Consider the following 21454-nt stretch of genomic DNA (forward strand, 5'->3'; position numbering starts at 1 on the left):
GTGCGTATATGAAAACTGACTACGACGTGATTGTCATTGGCGGCGGTCCAGCCGGCTCGTCCGCTGCCGCAATCCTCGCCGAGAAGGGTCACAAGGTCCTCGTCCTGGAACGGGAAAAATTTCCTCGCTACCACGTCGGCGAATCGCTTCTGCCGTTCACGTTTCACCCGCTCCAGCGACTTGGCCTCGTCGAAAAGCTCCGCGCCTCGCAATTCGTTAAAAAGTTCAGTGTTCAATTTGTCTCCCCTTCCGGCCGCGCCTCGCAGCCGTTTTATTTCTTTAACCGTTACGATAAGGACGTGGCCCAAACCTGGCAGGTTCTCCGCTCGGAGTTTGACCAAATTGTCCTGGACCACGCCCGCGAAAAAGGCGCGCACGTCATTGAAGAAATCACCGTCACAGAATTGCTCAAGGACGGCGACCGCGTCATCGGAGCCCGCACAAAAGACAAGACCGGCAAAATCACCGATTACCATGCGCCGCTGACCTTTGACTGCACCGGCAAGGAATCCTTCGCCGCCGTCCGCAACGGCTGGCGCATCAAGGACCCCATGCTCAACAAGGTTGCCGTCTGGACTTATTACAAAGGCGCCCTGCGTGATGAAGGCATCGATGCTGGCGCCACCACGGTCGCGTTCGTACCGGAAAAGGGCTGGTTCTGGTACATCCCCCAGCACAACGATATCATCAGTGTCGGCGTGGTCGCTGAAGGCAAATATCTGTCACGCGATGGCGTGCGCGATCCCGAAAAAATGTTCCTCCGCGAAGTCACTCAAAACAAGTGGATTGAACAACATCTCGCAGTCGGAAAACAGTTCGGCCCTTATTACGTCACCAACGAATTCTCCTTTCATTCCAAATATTGCGCGACGGAAGGCCTCGTCCTGGTCGGCGACGCCTTCTGCTTCCTCGACCCGGTTTTCTCCTCCGGCCTGATGTTCGCCATGAAAAGCGGTGTTCTGGCCGCCGATTATGCTGACGAAGCCTTGAAGGCAGCGGATTTCTCCCCGGCCCGCTTTGAAGGTTACGGTAAAACTCTTCGTGAAGGCATCGAAAACATGCGCAAGCTCGTTTACGCCTTCTACGATCCCAATTTCAGCTTCCGCAAGCTGACTGACAAATACCCCGACCTCGCAGGTGATATTACGGATTGCCTGTCTGGTGACATAAACAAGGATTTCACGAAGCTGTTCACCGCCATCAAGGAATTCGCCGAAATCCCTGAGTCTCTTCCCTATGGCCAGCCCCTCATTAAGCCAGACGCTCAAATGCAAGCTGCATGATTCCATTGCCAATGAAAGCAGCGGCGGGATTATCCGGAGATTGGGTATTAAATTTCATGTTTATCCACGCCCATTCTTGATTAATATTTCTCCAGCGTGAACATCGTCCAGATAACACCCGGTGCCGGAGGGATGTATTGCGGAAATTGTTTCCGCGATAACGCCCTCGTCGCCGCGCTTCGCAAAAAGGGCCATTCGGTCCTGATGATTCCTCTCTATCTGCCGATGACGCTTGATGAGGAGGACCAAACCGAAGGCACTCGCATCTTCTTCAACGGTATCAACGTTTATCTGGAGCAAAAATCCGCCTTCTTCCGTGAAGCTCCGAATTGGCTGCATAACCTGACCGGTTCGCCCGCGCTCCTCAAACTGGCCGCCGGCAGTGCCGCCAAAACCCGCGCCGCGGATGTGGGTGATCTCACGCTGTCCATGATGCGCGGCGAAGAAGGCAACCAGGCCCGTGAAATCGAGCAGCTTATTGCTTTCCTCAAAACCCAGCCCAGACCTGACATCATTTGCCTTTCCAATGTCATGCTCATCGGCATGGTTCGACGCTTGAAGCAGGAACTCGGCATCCCAGTTGCCTGTGTGCTTCAAGGCGAGGATACCTTCCTGGATGCGTTGCCTGATTCCCATCGTAACCTCACCTGGCGCACACTCGCAGAACGCGCCCGCGAGATCGATCTCTTCATCCCGCCGACGCGCTACTTCGGCAACTTGATGAAAGAACGTCTTGGCCTGCCTGCCGATCGCGTCCGCGTCATCTCGAACGGAATTAATATCGAAGGGTTCGCCCAATCTCCCATCAGCCTTCCCAACGCCCCCGCGCCCAACCCTCCCGTCCTTGGCTACTTCGCCCGCATGTGCAAGGAAAAGGGTCTCGATGTTCTGGTGGAAGCCTTCATCATTTTGAAGGAACGCAATCGTGTTAAGAACCTCAAACTCAAAGTCGGCGGTGGCTGCGGCCCATCCGATCAACCATTCGTCAATACCCTGCGCGAACGCTTGCGCGCCAAGGTATTTTTAAACGACGTCGAATTTCATCCCAATGTCACACGCGAGGAAAAACTCTCCTTCTTCAGTTCCCTCTCAGTATTTTCCGTCCCCGCTCTCTATGGCGAAGCCTTCGGCCTCTATGTGATCGAAGCCCTCGCTAGCGGCGTCCCGGTGGTGCAGCCCAATCATGCCGCTTTCCCTGAACTCGTTGAACTCTCGGGCGGCGGCCTGATTTGCGAACCGCGCAGCCCCAAAGCCCTGGCTGACTCACTTGAGCAACTTTTGTTGAATCCCGATCAAGCCCGCGCCCTGGGTGCCGCCGGTCGGAAATCCGTTCAGGAACGTTTCACAGCTGAACAAATGGCAGTCGAAACCTTGCTGGCATTTCAGGATGTTACCAGCCGCGAAAAAGCTCAACCGCACGCTTGATTTCAATCGCCAATTGAAAATAGAAATCTAAAAATCGCCACATGCCCTTCGAATTCAAAGCCGTTCGTCGCGTCGAGTTTTCCGAAACCGACATGGCCGGAATTGTTCACTTCTCCAATTTTTTCCGCTACATGGAAACTGCGGAGCACGGTTTCTTCCGCTCACTCGGCTTCTCGGTCGTGATGAACCAAACCGATCCACCGGTTGGTTGGCCGCGTGTGAATGCCGAATGCGAATACCGCCAGCCTTTGCGTTTTGAAGATGAGGTGGAAATTCATCTGCTCGTCAGTGAAAAGAAATCCAAGTCGTTGAGCTACCTGATCAAATTCCGCAAACTCAACGCCCCCACATTACCCGAAGTAGCCCGCGGCACTCTCACTGTCGTCTGCGTGGTTAAAGGTCCCGACGGCAAAATGTCAGCCGCACATATCCCCAAGGAATTTGCGGATAAGATCGAAGTCGCTCCCTCAGAACTGCTGCTTTAATAAAGAAGGCCAGGGCTCAATACACCGGCTCCGGAAAAGTCTGAAACGACTGCACTAATCCATTCACAAACACAACCTGTGCTCGGATATAGGTTCTCGGATCATAGGCATAATGCAGGTTACGACGTCCCCAATACCTGACTTCTTGAACATACCCACCATGATAAAGCCAGGTAATCGCTTCTCCGGATGGGTCAGCACTTTGAAGACTCTGCGACGGTGGCCCCCAGGCGATATATACTGCATCCATCGGCATTCCCACCTTGATCTGCCCGGCATCAACTGCCGCCTTCATTTCGGGGGAGAGAGCGGCGTATGTGCCATAACGTTCCTTCTTGCGGGCATCCAGCTTTGGAGCACTCGCACACCCCGCGAACAGCACCACCACGAGCAAAACAGAAAGCAACTTCACAGTATATTAAGAGACGACCGATAAATAACATTATTCAGGCGTCATTTTGTAAGTTAACCCGACAAAGCATTTGCTGTAAAGCGGCGCGCTGACTATACTTCACCTTATATGAATTGGCTCACTTTCGCATTGATGACCGTGGTCTCCTGGGGCCTGTATGGCATTTTTCTTCACAACGGCCAAACAGCCATGGCCGACAAGAGCAATGGTCTCTACAAAGCTTTCCTCTTCGTCGGATTGGCTTACTTCATTACCGCCGTTCTTGCCCCTTTGGGCATGCTGATTTCGCGTAAGGCCAGCTGGAGCATGCCCACCGCCGGTATGGGATGGTCACTGGTCGCAGGCATCGTCGGAGCCTTGGGCGCTTTCTGCGTCCTGCTGGCCTTTGCCAATGGCGGCAAACCAGGGGTTGTCATGTCCATCGTATTCGGTGGCGCACCGGTCGTTAACGCTGTGGTAGCCCTGGTTTTGCACCCGCCTGAGGGCGGTTGGGGCACCATCAAACCTCAATTTTATTTGGGTATTGCCATGGCGGCTCTCGGTGGCTGCCTGGTGACCATATACAAGCCCGCTCCTCCCAAACCCGCTCCTGCTCCCGCCGTTGTACAAGCTGCCGCTCGCTCCAATCCAAACAAGATTAACTAGGCAGTTTCATGGCTGACGGCCCCCATCCTTCCCGCGCGGCCATAGAAAGCAGCCAACTTGAGCAGTTGCGTTCCCTCGTGGCGGAACTGTTTCCTGGCAACGCGTTTTATACTGAAAAATACAGCGCGGTTAGCATCACTTTCGATATAGCCTCACTCGAGGATTTCTCTCAGCGCTTCCCATTCACCACCAAACAGGAACTGGTCGCGAACCAACAAAAGCATCCACCGTTCGGCACCAATCTCACCTATCCTCTCTCTCGCTACACACGTTTTCACCAGACCAGCGGCACCTCCGGCACGCCTCTCCGCTGCCTGGACACGCAGGAAAACTGGGAAAACATGCTTGAGAGTTGGATCGAAGTTTATCGTGCTGCTGGAGTCACGAACGAAGATCGCATCTACTTCGCGTTCTCTTTTGGCCCGTTCATCGGATTCTGGATGGCTTTTGAAGCTGGCACACGCCTCGGTGCTCTTTGCATCCCTGGCGGCAGCATGAGCAGCGCTGCCCGCATTCGCGCCATTCTCGACAACGGCGCCACCGTCTTGTGCTGCACTCCCACCTATGCGATTCGCCTTGCCGAAGTGGCTGCGGAGGAAAAAATGGATCTGCGGCAATCAAAAATAAAGACCATCATCGTCGCCGGTGAACCGGGCGGCAGCATTCCTGCCACGCGTGCGCGCGTCGCAGAACTCTGGCCTGGCGCACGGATGTTTGACCATCACGGCATGACGGAAGTCGGACCGGTCACTTACGAATGCCCAGTGCACCCCTGCTCGTTACACATCATTGAATCCGCTTACTATGCAGAATTCATTGATCCGCCAACCGGCCAACCGGTTGCTCCCGGACAGGTGGGCGAACTCGTTCTCACCACCCTCGCCCGCACTGGTTCACCGCTTCTGCGCTATCGCACCGGCGACCTCGTGAAACGTCCCTTAAGCACTTCATCGTGCGCCTGTGGCCGCAACGAACTCCTGCTGGAGGGTGGCATTCTCGGACGCACCGATGACATGATCGTCGTTCGCGGGGTCAATGTTTATCCCAGTGCCGTCGAAGCAATCATACGCAACTGCAAAAGCATTTCCGAATACCGTGTGCAAATCAGCCACTCCCAAGCACTCGCCGAAATGCATATTCAGGTTGAATTTTATCCTGACAGCAAGGATTCCGCCGCACTCGTGGCCTCGCTTGAAAAAAATTTCGAAACCGATCTGGCTTTGCGCGTCCCCATCACTGCTGTTCCCGCTGGCAGCCTGCCCCGTTTTGAAATGAAAGCCAAACGCTGGGTTAGCATTCAGTAAACCCAGCATTCTCGACTATATAAGTAAACTTTAGTCTAACCGGATTTAACATTTACTTTCCCCGGGCTTGTTCTTCATATTCAGTGCAAGGATTCCGCTGAAGACATGGACGAGGAAATAGTCGATACAACCGGTGAGCTGGCAGGTACAGGAGTTTCTGCTGATTCTCCTTTAAATTCTATTGAAGGAGAGCTTCTCCCATCCAGGGTTTCGTTCATGTACCAACTCGGACTCATCGTCGTGGCTGCTGCCATGATTTTATTGCCCTTGTCTTATGTGTGCCTGGTCGGCCTCTTCGGCTTTTGCGTCTATTATTACGCAACTCATTTTTCCTTCCTGCTTACACATTATCACGGTTTTCGAATTTTCATTTTTCAAGTCTTGATTTACATCGGCCCAATTTTTTCCGGTGCCGTTCTGACTTTCTTTTTCATCAAACCTATTTTCAGGCGTCATTCCACTGAAGAAAAGAGTTACTCCTTGAACGTCACAGATGCTCCTCATCTGTTCGCATTGATTGGTTGGATTTGTCGGGCCTTGAACGCCCCCATCCCAAGTCGTGTCGATGTGGATTGCAGTCCCAATGCCTCGGCCGGTTTTCGAGGAGGCTGGCGCAGCCTTTTTGGAAATGATATCATTCTCACCATCGGACTCCCTCTGGTTTCAGGCATGACCCAAAGCCAGCTGGCAGGAGTTATCGCCCATGAGTATGGCCATTTTTCCCAAGGCGTGGCCATGCGTGCCCAATTCATCATCGTCAGCATCAACGCGTGGTTTTACAAAGTTGTCTATGAACGGGACCACTGGGACACTTCACTCGTCGCCATGTCCGAAGATGAGGGCCAGGACGGCCGCCTAATGATTCTATTGTACCTCGCCCGTTTTTGCGTCTGGATCGGTCGCCGGATTCTCTGGATTTTTATGGTATTGGGCCACCTCCTCAGTTCCTTTCTGTCGCGTCAAATGGAATTCGATGCTGACCAATATCAAATGAAAATGTCCGGAAGTGAAACATTCGTTGCCACGTTCCGCCGCTTGCGACAAATTGTGGTTGGAACCCAGATTGCCCACAAGCAAATGGGGCTCAAGTGGAAACAGGAACGCAAGTTGCTCGATCGAATGCCGGAATTCATCACCAGCCGTGCAGACGAAATCCCGGCGGATACCCAGGACCAGGTTTACCTGCAGGCGCTGCAACAAAAAACCTGTTGGTACGACTCCCATCCTTCCCATGCACTCCGCATTCAACGTGCACTCCGCGCTGGCGAACGTGGAGTCTTTCACCGAACTGAACCCGCGAGTGAACTGTTCAGCAACTTCGCTGAGCTTTCCCAAAGAGTTACTGTCTTCTTTTATCAGGACCTCCTCGGCCCGCAGTTCACGCCTGATCTTCTGGTCTCAACCGAGGCCGTCACCCGTCGTGGCGAACATGACTATACGGCCGACCAACAAAATATTAAGCGCTTTTTCCATGGAGTGGCGACCAGTCTGCGACCGATAATTATTTCAGAACATAAAGCTTTGGTCTTTCGCAGCCGGGAACACCTCATCACCAGCATCCAGCAGAACCGCCAGCGAATGCATGATATCCTACCCGCGGCTGTAACAGCCTACAATTCTTTGAAAGACGCGGATGACCGTCTCATTCGGTCTTTACAGGCTTTGCACCTTTTGGATGGCGGCTGCACTTTCAACCCTGAAGACTTTGGCGTGGCCGGTCAGGAAATTAAAAAAGCGGTTGAAGTAGCCCAGGAAGAGTTCGATACGGCCGTGAATGCCTTCAAACCCTTTGAGGAAGCCGGACGGCTGAGAATCAATGACGCCATCCAACTCCTTCGCCTTCCTCAAATCGCTGCCTCCATCCCTGAAGGAACACAGTTGCAGGACGAGTCCAGGCAGATGATCTGGACATTATCACGCCTCGGTGAAACCTTCGGCCAAGTTTTGGAACTGCGAAAAGACTGCGCCACCCTTGAGGTTTTGCTACATTATCGCCAGGAACAGGCGAACGCCGGAACATTGGAAGCTGAAATCGAAGTGCTCTCCATTGGCATTCAGGAATCCATCAACCAGCTTCAAACCAAACTCTCCCAGGTGCGCTACCCCTTTTCGCACACCACGGAAAACGTTTTCGTTAGTGATTACGCCCGAAACAAGGACTACCACTCAGTCCCCAGCCAGTTGCTGCTAAGGGAGGGAACCAGCCACGTCGAAAAGCTTATCGGATTGTATCAGCGGCTGCTGAGCAATTTGATCGCCATTTGTGAAACCGTGGAAAAAAATGCGGTCGACAAAACTGTCGCCTGAGTCTGGCTCAATTCTGAACCTGAACTGAGGCCACGCGCGCGGTGCCTCCCCTCCGCGCTGCTTCCAGATTCCTCCGAATGTTGTAGAGGTCAGCCTGCAACTCTGGATAGTTACGCTCCGCCGGCACCACATTTTCGAATCCCGTATGCACATCTCCCACAGTAAAAGCCTCCCCTCGCAACACTTTTACTCCATCCTCAGGCGTGGTGTCTATACTCACCAGGATTCGCGAAGCAGATGGAACTCCTATCAGATTGGTCGCCTGGTGATGCGGTCTCTCAAAAACCATATCGTTTTCCCTGACCGGGCGCGACAATCCCATTTCATCGACTTCCGCCGGCGTGTATCCCTTGTCTCTGAAATACAATGTTGTCACCGTTTGAATGTCATTCACATTGCTCTGGTAAACCCTGATTTCGGGTTTACCGGTGGCCGTTTCCAATGCGGTTTGACACCCGGCTATAAAGCCTGCCAACAACACCAACCCCACTCCTTGAATAAGTAATTTTTTCATAATGAATTTATTAACGTAGCACACTTCCATTGCGAAACTCTGGGGTTACCACCTACCGGAAAACTCATCTCTTTCGAGACTTTATTTCCCTTGGGCCTTATCGAAACGGCTTTTGTTGCGTTGACACTTTTTGCCTATCAATTAGCCTAGCGGAGAAATCCAACGACAACGATTTTATGAGATTCGGCATCAATACTTTTCTGTTTACCTCGCCCTTCACCAACGACAGCACCAAATTGTTCAAACAATTCAAGAAGTGGGGTTTTGATAGCATTGAAATTCCCGTTGAAGATCCATCCCACATCGACCCCGCTCACGTGAAGGCTGAACTGGACAAGCACGGCCTCGTCTGCGGTTCTGTTTGCGCCTGCATGGGTCCTGACCGCGACCTGCGCGGGACGCCTGAGAATCAGGAGACCGGTCTCAAATACATGATGACTCTCATCGACCAGATGGTCGTGCTCGATTGCCCTTCCTTGATCGGCCCGGTTTATTCCGCCGTGGGTCGCGCTGACGCCGTTCCTCCCAACGAATACAAGGTCCAATGGAAAACTGTCGTTCGTCATCTCAAGACGCTTTCCAAATACGCCCAAAAAAACGGCCGTCAGGTCTGCCTCGAACCACTCAACCGCTTTGAGACCGATTTCATCAACACCTGCGATCAGGCTCTCCAGATGATCCAGGATGTAAATAATCCTGCTTTGAAGCTTCACCTCGACACCTTCCACATGAACATCGAGGAAAAGTACCAGGCTGATGCCATCAAGAAGGCCGGCAAGCTCCTGGGCCATTTTCATGCCTGCGGCAGTGACCGCGGCACTCCCGGCAATGACCATCTCGATTGGAAGCCTATCGTCGCCGCGCTTAAATCGATCAAATACGATGGCGATGTGGTCATTGAATCATTCACCACGGATGTGAAGGTGATTGCCCGCGCCGCCGCCATCTGGCGTCGCATCGAACCCACTCAGGATGAAATCGCGGTCAAGGGACTTAAGTTCCTCAAAAAGGCTTTCAATAAGTAATTTATCGGCGCAATGAGGGGGGGCGCGCGGGCCGCTACCTCAATCACAAGAAAGTGAATGACGAAAGTGAGAATTGCGTCCAAACCCACAACCTGACAAGCTTGTCCAAATCATGAAAATAAAATCATTCGCAGCAATTACATTGGGCGCCGCCCTCTTCCTGCAGGCTGCGGCAACGTTCGCAGCCGATTCCGAAAGGGGTTTTAAATCCATCTTCAACGGCAAGGATCTTTCCGGTTGGGATGGCAGCCCCGATTTGTGGTCGGTCAAGGACGGTGTCATCACCGGTCAGACCACTCCGGAACATCCCGCCAAGGAAAACACGTTTTTGATCTATACGAATGGCACCGTGACGGACTTTGAACTGCGCTGCAAATTTAAACTGGTTCCTGGTGATGCCAAAGGCTTCGCAAACTCCGGTGTTCAATATCGTAGCAAGGTTGTAAAACCCAGTTACTGGGTTATTTCCGGCTATCAGGCCGACATGGAAGCCGGCCCGACTTATTCCGGCATCCTTTACGAAGAAAAAGCCCGCGGTATTTTGGCCAAACGCGGCGAAAGAGTTGTGATCACCCCCGAAGGCAAAGTCACCGTGACCGGCTCAGTGGGCGATTCCAAGGAAATCGAGGCTGGCATCAAAAAGGGTGACTGGAATGACTACACGATTCTCGCCAAAGGCAATCACCTGCAACATTTCATCAATGGCAAACAAACCATTGATGTCACGGACGAACAGGAAGCCAAAGCGGCCAAATCAGGAGTTCTGGCACTTCAAATCCATGCTGGTCCTCCGATGATGGTGCAATTTAAAGACCTCAAGCTCAGAACTATCGAATAAGCATACGGCAGGCATCGACCTGCTTTCTTTCAGGGCAGGCCGTGGGCCTGTCCTTTTTTTTGCCCTGGAATGGAAAAGAAAACTCAACATGCTTCCGATTTTCTGATACTTAACCTACAATTAATCCTATGAAATGCCTGAAAGCCATTGCCCTGCTACTCTGCGTTTTCGCTCTCAGTAAACCAAACAATTCGTGCGCTGAGGACAAAAAGAAAATTGTCCTCGTCGCCGGCACTCCGAGCCATGGTCCACGCGAACATGAGCACAACGCCGGCGTGCTGTTGCTGAAAAAGTGTCTCGACAAAGTCCCCGACATCGAAGCCATTGCTTACACCAACGGCTGGCCCAAGGACGCGAAGGCCTTTGACGGTGCCGCGACCATCCTCCTTTACATGGATGGCGGCGACCATCATCTCGCCATTCAGGACCATCATCTGGATCAATTGCAGGAGCAAATGAAACGCGGCTGCGGGCTGGTTTGTATTCATTATGCCGTGGAAGTTCCGAGCAAGCCGGGCGGCATGGAATTCCTCAACTGGATTGGCGGCTACTTCGAAACCAATTGGTCGGTCAATCCCAATTGGGAAGCCGATTTCAAAGACCTTCCACCCCACCCTGTCACCCGTGGCGTAAAGCCCTTCAAAATTCAGGATGAATGGTATTACCATATGCGTTTTCAGGAGGAAGATCATGTCACCCCTATCCTCACCGCAATCCCACCAGATTCCACCCGCGAACATCCCGATGATCCTCACGGCGGAAACCCGGTTGTGCGTTCCCGCAAAGGCATGCCGGAGGATGTTGCCTGGGCTTATCAACGCCCCGATGGAGGTCGCGGCTTCGGCTTCACCGGCGCTCATCACCACGAAAACTGGGGCAACGATGATTTTCGCAAAATCGTGCTGAACGCCATTGTCTGGACGGCTCAAATGGATGTTCCTCCGAACGGGATCGAATCCACCATTACTCCGGAGGATCTCGAGCAAAACCTTGATCCGAAAGGCCCAAAGAAGGTGGCCAAAAAAAGCACACCTCCTCCCAATTCTCCCAAACCCAAATATGCCAGCGGTATTATACAATCCGGCCAGATAACCGTGGATGCTGACATTACCGGTGCCAAGTCTCTGTATCTGGTCGTGACCGATGGTGGAAATGGCATCGGCTGCGACTGGGCGGATTGGGTGAATCCACAACTCGTGCGGGCTGATGGCACTTCGGTAAAGCTCACCTCATTGAAGTGGAAATTAGCCAGTGCTGGCTGGGGCAATGTCAATGTGGATAAGAATGCCGCGGGTGGGCCTCTCAAGGTTGGTCAGAAAGTCGCAAAAGACGGCATTGGCACACATTCCCCTTCTCTCATTGAATTCGAGCTTCCCGAAAACTTCACCCACTTCCTGGCCAAGGCTGGCATCGACCAGGGTGGAATCGAACAGAATTGCGGCTCTGCGGTGCAATTCATGGTCTTTACTGAAAAACCGGACGACTCCCTGTTAAAGGTGTCTTCTGGTGAAAACTTTATTCCTCCGCATCAAGTCGGACCTGATGCAGCCAGGGAATCCTTGAAAAACTTCACTGTCGCGCCCGGCCTCGAAGTCTCTCTGTTCGCCTCGGAACCGATGCTGCGCAATCCCACCGATATGGATATCGATGAACGCGGTCGCATTTGGATCACCGAAGGTGTGAACTATCGTTCCACTATCAAGCCATGGGGCATTCTCGACCCCAAAGGCGACCGCATCGTCGTGCTGGAGGATACCGATGGTGACGGTGTCGCCGACAAGGAAACCACCTTCTACCAGGGGCCGGAGATCAACGCTGCCCTGGGCATCTGCGTTCTTGGCAACAAGGTTATCGTCTCTTCGTCCCCGAACATTTTTGTTCTTACCGACACAGGCGGCGATGGCAAAGCAGACAAAAAGGAACTGCTTTTCACAGGAATTTCCGGTGTCGATGACGACCACGGTGTCCATGCCGTAAGCTTCGGCCCTGACGGAAAACTTTACTTCAACTTCGGCAACCATGCCGGTCAACTCAAAGACAAGGATGGGAAGCCGGTCATGGACATCGATGGCAATGAAGTAATCAACATTGGCAAGCCTTATCGTAATGGCATGGCCGTTCGCTGCAATCTCGATGGCACAGGCGTCGAAGTGCTCGCTCATAACTTCCGCAATCCCTACGAAGTCGCGGTCGATTCCTTTGGCACCGTCTGGCAATCGGACAACGACGACGATGGCAACCGCAGTGTTCGCATCAACTACCTTATGGAGCATGGCAACTTCGGTTACGCCGACGAAATGACGGGTGAAGGGTGGACCGCCAAACGCACCGGCATGGAGGAGGAAATCCAGCAACGCCACTGGCATCAGAATGATCCCGGCGTCGTGCCCAACCTGCTCATCACCGGAGCCGGCGCTCCCACGGGTATTGCTATATACGAAGGCAATCTGCTCCCGAAGGCATTTCAGAACCAGATCATTCTTTGCGACGCCGGGCCACGGACGGTGCGCGCCTATCCGGTTGAAGCCCGGGGCGGTGGTTACAAGGCGGAATGTGTCGACCTCCTCTCCAGCAGCGATTCCTGGTTTCGCCCGTCCGATGTTTGTGTCGCGCCCGATGGTTCCATCTATGTTGCTGACTGGAACGATGCTGGCGTAGGTGGTCACAACATGGCTGACCGGGACCCCGCCCGCATGACGGGCCGCGTCTACCGGATCGCACCGGTTGGTTTCAAACCTTCCGTGCCAAAACTGGATCTCACCACTCCTGCGGGCTGCGTGAATGCCCTCGCATCTCCAAACCTTTCCACCCGCTATGTCGCCTGGATGGAGCTCAAGCATATGGGCATCCGTGCGGAAAGCGAACTGCTCAAAGTGTGGCAGGACACCAAAGCCAACCCTCGCATGCGCGCCCGTGCGCTCTATTTCCTCTCGCAAATCAAAGGTACCGAGCACGAATATGTGAAGAAAGCCGTGCTGGACTCTAACCCGGACATTCGTATCGCCGGTTTACGAGCTGGTTGCGAAGCCAAACTCGACATGACCCTGTTTGTAAAGGCGCTGGTGTATGATCCTTCGGATGCCGTGAGGCGCGAATGCGCGATTACCCTCCGTCACAGCAACTCTCCGAAAGCTCCAAAACTCTGGGCCACACTGGCCACACAGCACGATGGCAAGGACCGCTGGTATCTCGAAGCACTGGGTATCGGCATGGACAAACAGGAGGACAAGTTCTTCGAAGCCTGGTTGGCTGAAGTAGGTGACAAATGGAACACTCCACGCGGCCACGACGTCATCTGGCGCTCCCGCTCTTCCAAAGCCCTGCCTTATCTTGTAAAGATTATCTCGGATAAAAACACCTCGCCCAGGGAACGCGATCATTACTTCCGTGCCCTGGATTTCATCAGCGGCCCGGAAAAGGATGCAGCCCTGCTCGAACTGCTGTCGGCCTCCGCACCGTCTAAATAGTTCTTCCCGCACTCCAAAGGGCGCGCAGGCGAAATATTCTGCGCGCCCTTTGCTTTTTCTTGAGTTTCAACGACGGCAGGATTACTGTCGCCCTTATGAGAATGAGGCTTCAATATTTCCGCTTTGATAAAGATCGCCGGGAACTCTTGTCTCTCTCCGCCGCCCGCGCCCTGGCTCTTTTTCTCGGCACTTTCAGCTTTATAAACATTGTCGCGAGCTTCCGGCTGCCCGGTCTAGATGCTAATCTCTGGTGGATTGACCTGCGAGCTCTGCCGGAACTGCCCGCCAAATTTTTTCTCCTGCTCAGCTCCCTTGTTTTGATTTCCTTTGCCGTTCGCCCGCCACAATCGAACTGGCGCCGAATCACCACCGTCCTTTTTACTGGTTTGCTCGCAGCCGCTGGCGCCTGCAACAGTATTAAGTTCTATTCACTCATGGCGCACGGAACCATCCGGCCCGCATTTCCTCTGCCCATTTCTCTTTTCATCCTGGCTGGCTTGATACTCATCTGCCGGGCGGCTTCACGCCCTGACTTCCACCCCGCGCAGGCTCGGGCCACTGTCCGCACTACTGGTTTATTCCTCCTCTGTCTCCTTGCCTTTCCCTTCGCCCAAATGCTTTGCTTTGGTAAAACCGATTATCGTCGCCCGGCGGATGTGGCAGTTGTCCTTGGAGCCCGGGCCTATGCCGACGGCCGGCCTTCTGATGCCTTGGCAGATCGTGTTCGCACCGCCTGTCAGCTTTACCGTGATGGTCTGGTCAAGAAGCTGATTTTCTCGGGCGGACCAGGCGATGGTTCGGTTCATGAAACGGAATCCATGACCCGCATGGCGGTTCAACTTGGAGTCAAACCGCAGGATATCCTTACCGACCGGGCTGGACTAAACACTCAGGCGACAGTCAACAATACTGAGCGCCTTTTCTCCCAAATTAATGCCCGTCATATTCTGGTCGTCAGCCACTTTTACCATTTGCCGCGTATCAAAATGGCTTACCGCCGCGATGGTTGGGATGTTTACACTGTTCCGGCCAGGGAAACCTATTTGCTCCGCGAAACGCCTTACATGATGGCGCGTGAGGTAGCCGCCATATGGGTTTATTATTTGAAACCCTTGGTTTCCCATGCCGTGTAGGAATTTTGCGCTAGAATACTTTTTCACTGGCCTCCGTCCAAGCTTGGCAGGTAGTATGCATTTGCTGGAAAAAGACTTTTTATGCGTATCCAAGTTGTTTTGTCTTTTTTGTTGATGGCGCTGACCCTTCAGGCATCCACGCCTGAACTCGGCAAGGATAAGCTGCGTCGCCTGGTAAAATTGCCCGGCATCGCCTTTCAGGCGGACTGGACATTCGACCCTGAGCGTGGTTTTACCATTGGTCTGCCGCATGAAGATCTCTCCCCCCAAATCGACAATTTACGGAAGGACCTGAAGGGTGATGTAAGCGACGCTCAACGATACTATCAACTCGGCCGGCTTTACTCAGAAAGCGGAGATTACACTTCCGCAGAGGAATCCTGGGCCAAGGCCGTTGAGCTTTACCGCAAAACCATCGAACAACAATCCGACAACAGTGAGTTTCTGTTGGAATTTGGGAAATCCTTGAACAATATCGGCAGGCGGGAGGAAGCCGAGAGCGTTCTACGCCGCGCCACCCGCGTTGGTTCCACCGATTGGAAGTGCTGGGTAACCCTGGGCCGTTTCCTGGACGCCCAAGCTCGTAGCGAACTGACCGAAAGCTCCCGAAACATCAGAAAAAGAACCGCTTCCGAGTCCTTTAAACCCTCCTACAATAAAGTCAGTCATTCACAAAGGTGCCTTGATGAAGCGGCTGGATGTTTTGAAAAAGCTGTTACGATCGCACCGGACGAGGCGGATGTTTATTTCCGTCGGGCGATGCACCATTCGCTGGAGAACTATGTTCTCTCGGAAATTCAGCGCTTCACGGGTGCTCAACAGGATAATTCAGACCCATTAACCAAATGTTTCACTCAGAAAAGCCTGTCCGACCTGCAACGCTCCCGCGACCTGAGCCCCAAGGATCCCAAACGCATTCTGGGGGTGGTTTTGTTCGAAATGTATATGGCCAAAGATGGCAAAATTAAGCGGGATGACGAGTCCGCCTGGAGTTCACTCCCGGACAAAACTCAGCTTTCCATCCGTGATGCCATGACGCGCCTCGAAAACATGGCGCAAGACCCTGATGAGCACGTGGTGGCCGGCGCGTTGGAAGCACTTGGAATTCTGCAGGGACCCATCCTCCGTGATTATTGTTGTAGTGTTTCCAGCCTGCAGCGCGCCGTATCGCTTGATCCTAATCGTGATCAGGCATGGGAAACCCTCTCGTCCATGCTCATCAAGTCGCAAAACTATCCCGAATTGCTCACCGTTTGTCAGGACCGTCTAAAATTTAAGGACACCGCTCATACCCGCATGTTGCTGGCCAAAGCATGTGAAAAGATGAAACTTTGGACCGATGCTGAGGAGCACACGCTCGCAGCTGTAAAGGATTCCCCCAATGATTATGGCGCCACCCTCTCGATCGCCGCTCTCCTACTCCGCCGGATGCAGGATGCCAACGTGTCTGCCGAAGTGAATGGCTGGCTTGGACGTGCCGAGAGCCTCCTGAACACCATGCCTGAGCAGCAAAAATCCCGTCAGCAGGTGATCGAACTCGCCCTGGATCGAACCATCTTCTTTGCCTTAAATGATGACCTCCAAACCGCCCGCAAATGGGTGAACATGGTCAAGGAAAAGGATAACGACAACGACATTGCCCAGGAAATTATCGCTGCGATGCAGTATTGAGTGTCTGGTGCCCCGCTCACGTAAAGCCGTTTCACTTTTCGCCTCCGTATTTCTGGCTTAAAAGGGCATCGCCTGGCCGGAAAAACCAGCCAGGCGAAATACAGATCACGCTATCAAGTAATTCCAACTCAACTTGAAATGGTAGAGGTGATCCACCAAGTAAAAGCGGTTAACCACTCGCTCCTACAGCGCATTTAATACATCGATCAACTGCCGCAGCCGGCCGTAATCCCGACGATTGAATCCAAACGCAATCCGTGGCAGGTCAATCATATCTTCATCCGCGCGTTCTTCGGGAGTCGCTTCAATCGTGGCAATCTTCGGCCCGACAATGATATCGGCAAAGTCCTCGTTCATTGCTTCGATGGCCGATGCTGAAGGCGCATGCTTGAGGCGAATCACAAACAGCTCTTTTACGAACCGGGTCGAAACAAAATTACGATAAAAGCGGCTGATGATCTTCACCGCTTGATCCGTATCATCCGTAATTTGATAAAGGTTCAGGTCATCCGGTGAAATCAATTGGTCGCGCAACAAATGTTCGCGAATGTGTTTGTCCCACGTTTTCCAATAGGTGCCGCCGGGTCGATCGATGAGCACCAGTGGCATGAGCTGACTTTTGCCGGTCTGCATCAGGGTCAATGCTTCATAACCCTCATCCATCGTGCCAAAGCCGCCCGGAAAGAGCGCAATGGCATCCGAGTGTCGGATGAAGATGAGTTTGCGGGTAAAGAAATACTTGAAGGTAATCAGCTTTTTGTCGTCCTGAATGACGGGATTTGCCCCCTGTTCCCAAGGCAGTCGAATATTCGCACCGAAGCTGTTTTCGAGCCCCGCTCCTTCGTGTCCAGCATGCATGATCCCCCCGCCAGCCCCGGTAATCACCATGAAACCTGCATCCGCTATCTTTTTGCCAAATTCGACAGCTTGTTGGTATTCCACCTTGGTAGGTTGCGTACGGGCAGAACCGAAAATCGTTACCTTGCGTTTATGTGCATAAGGTGCAAACAGCTTGAATGCATAACGTAACTCCCGCACCGCGGTTTGAATCACCTTAACATCACCGCTGTCTTTCACATCGGTCATTAGCTTCAATGCACTTTCAATGATGTCACTAACGGCCTCAGGATTGTAACCGCCACCTTTATACTTGATCAGTTCGTCAATGCGCCTCTTTAGTTCCGGATCCACCGGAGGTTTCTCACTTTTAATCATTTCGGAAGAATAGCCACTTTCGCTCTAAATGCAATACGACTAAAAAACAGGAAGTATTTTTTGCGAGAGAAAAGACCCAGTTCTCCGCACGGAGTAATAACCCCTGCGAAGTGGCCAATGTTGGTCACGGCTATTGGAACGCTCAGGCGAAGTGACCAAGCAATTTTGTTCCATTAATCTTGGTCAAATCTTCAGAAACATTCTTTTCAATTCTCGCCCGGACGCCCGGGTCGAGCTTATCCATCAGTTGATTGTTAATCCGTTTGATAGCTGCCAGGTAAACAGGCCGGTCTCCATCATTGCTTTTCACCAATTGGTTTACAGTTTTTGCCAGCTGAGTGATTGCTCTCCGCTCCAATTCCAATTCCATGTTATTAGGATCCACATTCCCTCCTGTTCCCATCCCCAATGCCCCACCTTTTTTAAACCTCCCTTCTCCATCTGTGTTTTTATCTGACAGTCGGCCATCCGCTTCCGCTGTCTGCATATCCTTGATCAACTCCAGTCGCGGGCTTGTGCTAAATTCATCATAATCAACCTTGTATGCTTTGAGACAACCCAGATCAGTGACTACTACCAATTTGTTTTGCATAGTCCTTTATCGTTTTTAGTTCTCGTGTATTTGAAGTGAGCCGGCCTCTATCTTCCGGCCTGGTCCTGTAGTAAACTAACACAACTGAGCACAAATGAGAAAGTTGCCATCATTTCGAGCCACCCTGTCCTCGCGTTGACACCCTCTCAACCTGCTGGTACCGTGCGAACTCTTTGAAACATTCACATGGACTATAAGAATACATTGAATTTGCCGCAGACCGACTTTCCGATGAAAGCCGATCTGGTGACCCGTGAACCGCAACGCCTGGAGCAATGGCAGGCCAATGGTTTATACGAAAAAATTCAAGCCCAGCGTGCCGGAGCCGAAAAATTCGTTCTTCATGACGGCCCGCCCTTCGCCAACGGCGACGTGCACATCGGCACCGCGCTCAACAAGATTCTTAAGGACATAATCATCAAGTACCAGACTCTCCGGGGCAAAAGCGCTCCCTATGTGCCCGGCTGGGATTGCCATGGCTTGCCCATCGAATTCAAGGTCAGTCAGGAAATGCGCAAAGCAGGCGACACTGCCGCGGATGCAGCCACCATCCGCAAAGCCTGCGAAGCATATGCCCGCAAGTATATCGATCTCCAACGCGTACAGTTCAAAAGATTGGGCGTGCTTGGCGATTGGGACAATCCTTATTTGACCTTGAATAAGGAATACGAAGCCGACGAATTGCGCATGTTCGCAGATATCGTGGAAAAGGGCTTTGTCTATCGTGGCAAAAAACCGGTTTATTGGAGCATCCCCTGCCGTACGGCGCTGGCCGAAGCCGAAGTCGAATACCACGACCATGTCAGCCAAAGCACTTATGTCAAATTTCCAATCGTTGGCCGGCCAAATACTTACATCTTGATCTGGACGACGACTCCTTGGACGCTCCCCGCCAACCTGGCGGTCGCTTATAACTCAACCTTCAGCTACTCGCATGTGCGCGTGGGCGATGAAACTTATGTGCTTTCAACCATGCTTTTGCCGACGGTTTCTGAGAAATGCGGCTGGGCCGGTTATGAAATCATCCGCAGTTTGACTGGCGAACACTTGAAGGAAGTGGAATACCAGCATCCCTTCTGCAATCGCACGGGCAAGCTTTTCGCGGGTGACAACTTCGTTGAGAACAGCGTCGGCACCGGCTTCGTTCATATCGCTCCCGGCCATGGCCTTGACGACTATAATCTCGGCCGCCAGAATGGTTTGCCCATCTACTCCCCCGTCGACGACGATGGCTGCCTGGCCTATACCAACGACCTGCCCCGCGAACAACAAATGCCCGCCGAAATGGTTGGCAAGTCCATCCTGGAGAAGCACGGCAAGAGCGACGCCAACGAAGCCGTCCTCCACGAACTCCGTCTGCGCAAGGCCCTGCTCCATCAAGAAAACTATCACCACAGCTATCCCTTCTGCTGGCGCAGCAAGACAGCGATCATCTTCCGCGCCATGGATCAGTGGTTCATCTCGATCGACCACAACAAATTCCGTGATCAAGCACTCGACTCGATCAACCACGTGAAATGGGTACCCGATTGGGGCAAGAATCGTATCGAAGGCGCAGTCAAGTCGCGTCCAGATTGGTGCATCTCGCGCCAGCGTACTTGGGGCGTGCCTATCCCGGCATTCTACGACGCTCAGGGCAACGCCATCCTTGATGCTAAAATCGTGCGTAACGCGGCCGATCTCATCGAAGAATACGGCTCGAATGTCTGGTTCGAAAAGTCACCCACCGACCTCTGGTCCCTAGTAAAACCCAAGGATTGGAAAGGTGCTGATGCTGTCACCAAGTCAAACGATACACTCGACGTCTGGATCGATTCCGGCTCCTCCTCACGTTCTGTTTTGATGCGCCGTCCTGAACTGCATCATGATGAAAAGCCCGGCGTGGACCGGTGGCAGGCAGATGTTTATCTGGAAGGCAGCGACCAACATCGCGGCTGGTTCCAGTCTTCGCTCTTGCTGTCACTCGCTGGCAACAGTGTGCCTCCATTCAAAACCGTGTTGACCCATGGTTTCATGGTGGACGCTGATCGTGAAAAAATCTCCAAGAGCAAGCAGGGCCAGGGTGGCTACGAAAAACCTCAAACTGCCGAGGCCTATGTAAAGAAGTACGGCGCCGATGTCGTCCGCCTATGGGTCGCTTCTCAAGACTATCGCAACGACATTGTCGTCAGTGAGGAACGAGTCAACAAGGTCAGCGAGACGTACCGCGGCATCCGCAATACTCTGCGTTACCAACTCTCAAACCTCTATGATTTTGATCCAGCTAAACACACCGTTGCCGATGATAAGCTGACCGGCTTGGATCGTTGGATTTTGGGTGAATTCTCCAAGTTAGAGAAAGAAGTTTTGGCGGCCTATGCCAACTATGAGTTTCACGTCGTTTACCAAAAGGTGAGCCAGTTCGTCGCCGTGGAATTGTCATCCATCTACCATGATGTCGTAAAAGATCGTCTCTATACCGATGCCGCCAACTCGCAGCGCCGTCGCTCCACGCAAACGGCTCTCTATCGATTGGTCACCGGCCTCTCTCATATCCTTGCTCCGATGCTTGTGTTTACGACCGATGAAGCTTGGGAGTTTATTCCTGCCAAGCCAGCAGCTTCCGTTCATTTATCGAATTGGACGCCTGCCAGCTTCACGCTTCCTGAAAAAGAGCAGCTTACCTGGAAAACTCTTTTTGAGTTGCGCGAACAGGTCCTGCCGGAGTTGGAAAAGGCGCGTCAGGCCAAGACCATCGGCAAGGCTCTGGACGCAAAGCTGAACTTGTCCGGCACGAACCCTTCTCTCGCCGAAGCCAGATCGCATGCAGAAGCCTTGCGTGAGTTGTTGAACGTCTCCCAACTTGAAATCAAAACTGAAGGCGATCAACCCATCACCGCAGTCGTGGCGAAAGCCGACGGCCAAAAGTGCGAACGCTGCTGGCACTGGGAAACCGATATCGGAAGCAGCCCTGAGCATCCAACCATCTGCGCCCGTTGCGTCATCGCCGTAAAGGAAAGTTTGGCGAAGAAGTAATCCGCTCAATTGACATTTCAAGCCATACCGGAGATTTCGGTATGGCTTTTTCATTTCCTCGTGTCTCGGCGGATTCCGCCACTCCTTTCTGAGCTTGCCGCTCCCTCCGCTTTGCTGCTACAA

Annotated in this window: 16 protein-coding genes; 12 read left to right on the plus strand and 4 right to left on the minus strand. The window is 52.8% G+C overall.

The genetic code is table 11. The features are described from left to right. Positions 1–8: 8 nt before the first annotated feature. The 3 genes from CFLAV_RS26030 to CFLAV_RS26040 all read left to right on the plus strand — a co-directional run bounded on the left by CFLAV_RS26030 (position 9) and on the right by CFLAV_RS26040 (position 3193). Positions 9–1283, plus strand: a complete 1275-nt coding sequence (locus CFLAV_RS26030; protein ID WP_007417868.1) for an NAD(P)/FAD-dependent oxidoreductase — start codon at positions 9–11, stop codon at positions 1281–1283. A 96-nt stretch (positions 1284–1379) separates the two neighbouring features. After that, a complete protein-coding gene (locus tag CFLAV_RS26035; protein ID WP_150107600.1) occupies positions 1380–2708 on the plus strand; it encodes a glycosyltransferase family 4 protein in 1329 nt (442 codons plus the stop codon). A gap of 41 nt (positions 2709–2749) precedes the next feature. Next, positions 2750–3193 carry an acyl-CoA thioesterase gene (locus tag CFLAV_RS26040; protein WP_007417870.1) on the plus strand — a complete coding sequence of 148 codons (444 nt, stop codon included), beginning with the start codon at positions 2750–2752 and terminating at the stop codon, positions 3191–3193. A 16-nt stretch (positions 3194–3209) separates the two neighbouring features. On the opposite strand, the gene CFLAV_RS26045 is transcribed toward CFLAV_RS26040, so the two are convergent. Next, complete coding sequence (locus tag CFLAV_RS26045) at positions 3210–3605, minus strand: hypothetical protein (RefSeq protein WP_007417871.1); 396 nt, start codon at positions 3603–3605, stop codon at positions 3210–3212. A gap of 108 nt (positions 3606–3713) precedes the next feature. On the opposite strand from CFLAV_RS26045, the gene CFLAV_RS26050 reads away from it, so the two are divergent. The 3 genes from CFLAV_RS26050 to CFLAV_RS26060 all read left to right on the plus strand — a co-directional run bounded on the left by CFLAV_RS26050 (position 3714) and on the right by CFLAV_RS26060 (position 7861). After that, positions 3714–4250 (plus strand): hypothetical protein, encoded by a 537-nt coding sequence (locus CFLAV_RS26050; protein ID WP_007417872.1) that lies wholly within the window; start codon positions 3714–3716, stop codon positions 4248–4250. 8 nt (positions 4251–4258) lie between these two features. After that, complete coding sequence (locus tag CFLAV_RS26055) at positions 4259–5554, plus strand: phenylacetate--CoA ligase family protein (protein WP_007417873.1); 1296 nt, start codon at positions 4259–4261, stop codon at positions 5552–5554. A 105-nt stretch (positions 5555–5659) separates the two neighbouring features. Beyond that, on the plus strand, positions 5660–7861 hold the full coding sequence (locus CFLAV_RS26060) for a M48 family metallopeptidase (RefSeq protein WP_007417874.1): 2202 nt from the start codon (positions 5660–5662) through the stop codon (positions 7859–7861). 7 nt (positions 7862–7868) lie between these two features. On the opposite strand, the gene CFLAV_RS26065 is transcribed toward CFLAV_RS26060, so the two are convergent. Continuing rightward, positions 7869–8375, minus strand: a complete 507-nt coding sequence (locus tag CFLAV_RS26065) for a hypothetical protein (RefSeq protein WP_040550249.1) — start codon at positions 8373–8375, stop codon at positions 7869–7871. A gap of 176 nt (positions 8376–8551) precedes the next feature. Between CFLAV_RS26065 and CFLAV_RS26070 the strand changes: the two genes are divergently transcribed. From CFLAV_RS26070 to CFLAV_RS26090, 5 genes are all read left to right on the plus strand, one after another. After that, positions 8552–9400 (plus strand): sugar phosphate isomerase/epimerase family protein, encoded by an 849-nt coding sequence (locus CFLAV_RS26070; protein WP_007417876.1) that lies wholly within the window; start codon positions 8552–8554, stop codon positions 9398–9400. Between the two features lie 112 nt (positions 9401–9512). After that, positions 9513–10238 carry a 3-keto-disaccharide hydrolase gene (locus tag CFLAV_RS26075; RefSeq protein WP_007417877.1) on the plus strand — a complete coding sequence of 242 codons (726 nt, stop codon included), beginning with the start codon at positions 9513–9515 and terminating at the stop codon, positions 10236–10238. Between the two features lie 128 nt (positions 10239–10366). Beyond that, on the plus strand, positions 10367–13705 hold the full coding sequence (locus CFLAV_RS26080; RefSeq protein WP_007417878.1) for a PVC-type heme-binding CxxCH protein: 3339 nt from the start codon (positions 10367–10369) through the stop codon (positions 13703–13705). 95 nt (positions 13706–13800) lie between these two features. Further along, a complete protein-coding gene (locus CFLAV_RS33210; RefSeq protein ID WP_083809154.1) occupies positions 13801–14838 on the plus strand; it encodes a YdcF family protein in 1038 nt (345 codons plus the stop codon). An 81-nt stretch (positions 14839–14919) separates the two neighbouring features. After that, positions 14920–16509 (plus strand): tetratricopeptide repeat protein, encoded by a 1590-nt coding sequence (locus tag CFLAV_RS26090; RefSeq protein ID WP_007417880.1) that lies wholly within the window; start codon positions 14920–14922, stop codon positions 16507–16509. Between the two features lie 183 nt (positions 16510–16692). Here CFLAV_RS26090 and CFLAV_RS26095 read toward each other — a convergent pair whose 3' ends face one another. Then, on the minus strand, positions 16693–17724 hold the full coding sequence (locus CFLAV_RS26095; RefSeq protein ID WP_007417881.1) for an LOG family protein: 1032 nt from the start codon (positions 17722–17724) through the stop codon (positions 16693–16695). A gap of 142 nt (positions 17725–17866) precedes the next feature. Next, positions 17867–18316 carry a host attachment protein gene (locus CFLAV_RS26100; protein WP_007417882.1) on the minus strand — a complete coding sequence of 150 codons (450 nt, stop codon included), beginning with the start codon at positions 18314–18316 and terminating at the stop codon, positions 17867–17869. A gap of 186 nt (positions 18317–18502) precedes the next feature. Here CFLAV_RS26100 and ileS point away from each other — a divergent pair, with 186 nt between their 5' ends. Further along, a complete protein-coding gene (gene ileS, locus CFLAV_RS26105) occupies positions 18503–21331 on the plus strand; it encodes an isoleucine--tRNA ligase (RefSeq protein WP_007417883.1) in 2829 nt (942 codons plus the stop codon). Positions 21332–21454: the final 123 nt, after the last annotated feature.

This window comes from Pedosphaera parvula Ellin514 (assembly GCF_000172555.1).
Lineage (GTDB): Bacteria > Verrucomicrobiota > Verrucomicrobiia > Limisphaerales > Pedosphaeraceae > Pedosphaera.

What these genes read in the sequence shown, in the direction of transcription:
- CFLAV_RS26070 (WP_007417876.1), top strand. Translation starts at nt 8,552, where the DNA reads ATGAGATTCGGCATCAATACTTTTCTGTTTACCTCGCCCTTCACCAAC.
- CFLAV_RS26080 (WP_007417878.1), top strand. Translation starts at nt 10,367, where the DNA reads ATGAAATGCCTGAAAGCCATTGCCCTGCTACTCTGCGTTTTCGCTCTC.
- CFLAV_RS26060 (WP_007417874.1), top strand. Translation starts at nt 5,660, where the DNA reads ATGGACGAGGAAATAGTCGATACAACCGGTGAGCTGGCAGGTACAGGA.
- CFLAV_RS26095 (WP_007417881.1), bottom strand. Translation starts at nt 17,724, where the DNA reads ATGATTAAAAGTGAGAAACCTCCGGTGGATCCGGAACTAAAGAGGCGC.
- CFLAV_RS33210 (WP_083809154.1), top strand. Translation starts at nt 13,801, where the DNA reads ATGAGAATGAGGCTTCAATATTTCCGCTTTGATAAAGATCGCCGGGAA.
- CFLAV_RS26065 (WP_040550249.1), bottom strand. Translation starts at nt 8,375, where the DNA reads ATGAAAAAATTACTTATTCAAGGAGTGGGGTTGGTGTTGTTGGCAGGC.
- CFLAV_RS26055 (WP_007417873.1), top strand. Translation starts at nt 4,259, where the DNA reads ATGGCTGACGGCCCCCATCCTTCCCGCGCGGCCATAGAAAGCAGCCAA.
- CFLAV_RS26100 (WP_007417882.1), bottom strand. Translation starts at nt 18,316, where the DNA reads ATGCAAAACAAATTGGTAGTAGTCACTGATCTGGGTTGTCTCAAAGCA.
- ileS (WP_007417883.1), top strand. Translation starts at nt 18,503, where the DNA reads ATGGACTATAAGAATACATTGAATTTGCCGCAGACCGACTTTCCGATG.
- CFLAV_RS26050 (WP_007417872.1), top strand. Translation starts at nt 3,714, where the DNA reads ATGAATTGGCTCACTTTCGCATTGATGACCGTGGTCTCCTGGGGCCTG.
- CFLAV_RS26040 (WP_007417870.1), top strand. Translation starts at nt 2,750, where the DNA reads ATGCCCTTCGAATTCAAAGCCGTTCGTCGCGTCGAGTTTTCCGAAACC.
- CFLAV_RS26075 (WP_007417877.1), top strand. Translation starts at nt 9,513, where the DNA reads ATGAAAATAAAATCATTCGCAGCAATTACATTGGGCGCCGCCCTCTTC.
- CFLAV_RS26090 (WP_007417880.1), top strand. Translation starts at nt 14,920, where the DNA reads ATGCGTATCCAAGTTGTTTTGTCTTTTTTGTTGATGGCGCTGACCCTT.
- CFLAV_RS26030 (WP_007417868.1), top strand. Translation starts at nt 9, where the DNA reads ATGAAAACTGACTACGACGTGATTGTCATTGGCGGCGGTCCAGCCGGC.